4 protein-coding genes are annotated in these 2,751 nt (G+C 45.9%); all 4 read left to right on the forward strand.

Annotated elements, in window-relative coordinates; genetic code table 11:
• On the forward strand, positions 1-783 hold a 783-nt coding region (locus tag ACN08Y_RS10775), incomplete at its 5' end, for a hypothetical protein (protein ID WP_419112709.1).
• Positions 784-786: 3 nt separating this feature from the next.
• The gene (locus ACN08Y_RS10780; RefSeq protein ID WP_419105490.1) at positions 787-1,677 is read left to right on the forward strand and encodes a hypothetical protein; all 891 of its coding nucleotides are present in this window, start codon (positions 787-789) and stop codon (positions 1,675-1,677) included.
• 146 nt (positions 1,678-1,823) lie between these two features.
• Positions 1,824-2,438: a hypothetical protein gene (locus ACN08Y_RS10785; RefSeq protein ID WP_419112710.1), complete on the forward strand. Its 615-nt coding sequence runs from the start codon at positions 1,824-1,826 to the stop codon at positions 2,436-2,438.
• A gap of 114 nt (positions 2,439-2,552) precedes the next feature.
• The coding region (locus ACN08Y_RS10790) for an RHS repeat-associated core domain-containing protein (protein WP_419112711.1) at positions 2,553-2,751 on the forward strand (199 nt) is incomplete at its 3' end.

A 2,751-nucleotide genomic window follows, 5' to 3' on the forward strand; every position in this document is an offset into this window, starting at 1 on the left:
CTTCAGACTGCTTTGGATATGGTTCCTGGTGGCCCCCTGGTGCAAGGGTTAGCTGGCAGTGGTTCGGCGGCCTATTCGTATATGAGGCAACCGGGGTCCCATTCAGCGACTGGTTTGTTGAGTGAAGTGACGTTGGCGGCTTCTGTGGCTGCTTTGCCGGGGCCTTCGTCTGCGGGCAAGAAGCTAACAGACGAAGTCGTTTCTGTCGGAGGTAGTAAGACAACTCGAGTAATTGAAGGAGAAGTATTACAGCCTGCTGCTTTTAGTCCGTCACCGGCCACCGTACATTCTGGACAGAAAGCTATCGGGCCAGGTGTTTACGGAACTTTACCTGCATTACCACCGGCCCAACCAAAACTGCAGAACCTTTCTCCCCAGGTAATTCCCCACGACTATCCTTTGGCTCAAAATGCTTGGATAATGAACAAAGATGGCGTGGCCGTTGGTAATACGAATGCTGATAGGTTCGCGAAGGTTCTTAATGATTCGCCGGTTTGGGATGGGCCGTACCCCACACGTAGCCCCGGTCAACAGTGGGTGAGTACTTTCGATGGTTCTATAATTCGAATCATGGAATCTAACACTGGCACAAACCCTAATCATCAGCACCATATTTTGCGTGCAGTTTATGAAAGAGAGAATCCAGCAGGTCTAGATAAAAAACCTCTAAAACTTGATCCTGCCACTTGGGACGTGCCCAAACCTGATGCAGGATTAAAAGGGCACGAGAGATCTATAAAAATGATGGAAAAATCACATCTGCCTCTGCACCGTTATGAGTAAATAATGAATAACATCAAAGAATTTATTAATGAACTGCCCTTCACTATCGAATATTTCCAACCAGGTAGTTACGCACTTTCCCTGGCTGGAAAAACTTCCAGCGGTCGAGAATTTTCATTATATCTAGATTTCTACTGGGAAATATATTATGCAGGAGATGTTTTTAGTTGGGATAATACAGATGAAACAATTAATAGCAATCTCCAGAGAATTATTGGCGTCAAAATTGTTGATATTCTAGGGCCAGATAATGTTTACGATGCAACATACATTTTAGAAGACGGGGGAATGATCCGAGCCCTCACGTCTGATAATAAATTTGCCACGGAATGGAGTCTAACTGTTGTGGGCGAGGGAGAACAGCTTTTTGCAGGAGAGATTTATCCTTACGAACTTTCTGCCCTTGGCACTGATTTTACTCAGTGGGATGCTTTATATACGCCAGTTATTTTAAGTAACAAAAAAAGTTTTCCTCATGGTTTGATTGGCGCAAAAATTATTTCATTGAATTTGCTTGAAAAGGACCATAGTAATCGAGTTCTTGAAATTTATCTTCAGAAAAATTCCGTAGAAAAATATAAGATTCAATTCTGGAATTCTTGGGCCTTTTATTCAGATAAAGTTTTATTAATGGATAATGCTACCAAGGCCGGAGCACTCAATTTTGCCTCTATTGCTCAGGGTGAAACTCTACAAGGTTACACTGGAAGCGGTTTCGGATTATATGGATGTTCGCTGGTTTTTGATTCTTTGCGCTTGAGGCAGATCGGTTCAAGCGAACCCGCCTTGACCTGGCGCATCCTTGATGACAAGGGGAATCTTCTCTGGCGTGCGCCCACCGATGCAGAGGCAAACCAGGGCCTGATTGATGGGGTAGAAAACCCAGTCTTGTAAATAACAACCCGCCCCCTGGTTCACAAGCAGACACCGCTGACATCTTCGTATGGAGTTCCTACCCCCTATGTTCCCTTACAGCTTCGTGTAGATACGATTAGAGCAAGGAAATAGGGGTAGTCTTAGTAGGCCCACGACAGCTAGCCATGGACGTGGTTCCCGGTGGGATTGCGGTTCGAGCCCTTGCCGGTGGCACCTTTGCCGCGTATTCGTATATGAAACAACCAGGACCCTACACTGCTTCTGGGCTGACTGGAAATGTTGCGTTCGCTGGCTTCGTTGCTGCTTTACCAGGCCCATCAAGCGCAGGGCGTCGTGTTATGGGGGAGGTAACTGGGGAGGCTACTTCTTGGATGCAATTGATTCTGGTCGCAGATAATTGTTTTTTCTATAGTTCAGGAAACAAAGTTTTGAAAATAACTAATAATCACCCACCAAACAAACAAAACTCCCACATTCCCCTGCGAGCAAAAATCCTTATGCCCTTGATTTTTGGAACCGTAATATTCATGATGGCTAACCCCATACTCGTTCCATGGGTCAATAATATGACCGCTGAACCCCGCACATGCACCGTTGAATCAGCTGTAGTTGAAACATCGACTAGTGGATCCAAATCAGCCACCAAACACGAAATTGTGCATATACAAACCTCAGAATGCGGAGAAATCAGGATCTACCGACTCTGGAGTAGCTTCAGAAGCTTTCAAGAATTAGCCGATAAACTCAATGAGAATAAAGATAAGGCTCTTATTTTTTAGATCGGTAGGATACAAATGAATAGTGGAAGCACCGAGGCTAACCGCGTAGATTTCTAAGGGTTAGATTTTACGTTCAACACAGACAGCATCCCCGTCGTTGCAGGCATCGAACTCATGGGTGCTCGTGGTTATGACCCGCTGACCGCGTCATTCTTGAGCGTTGATCCTTTGGCTCCTGTGGCTGGTGCCGCCTGGGGTTCTAACCCGTATTCCTTTGCGGGTAATAATCCGGTGAATCAGGTGGACCCGTGGGGTTTGCGGCCTATTACTGATGCTGAACTAGCGGACTATCAGAAGGCTCATCAGGGTGTTC

The organism is Rothia sp. P5764 (assembly GCF_048512965.1).
Classification (GTDB): domain Bacteria; phylum Actinomycetota; class Actinomycetes; order Actinomycetales; family Micrococcaceae; genus Rothia.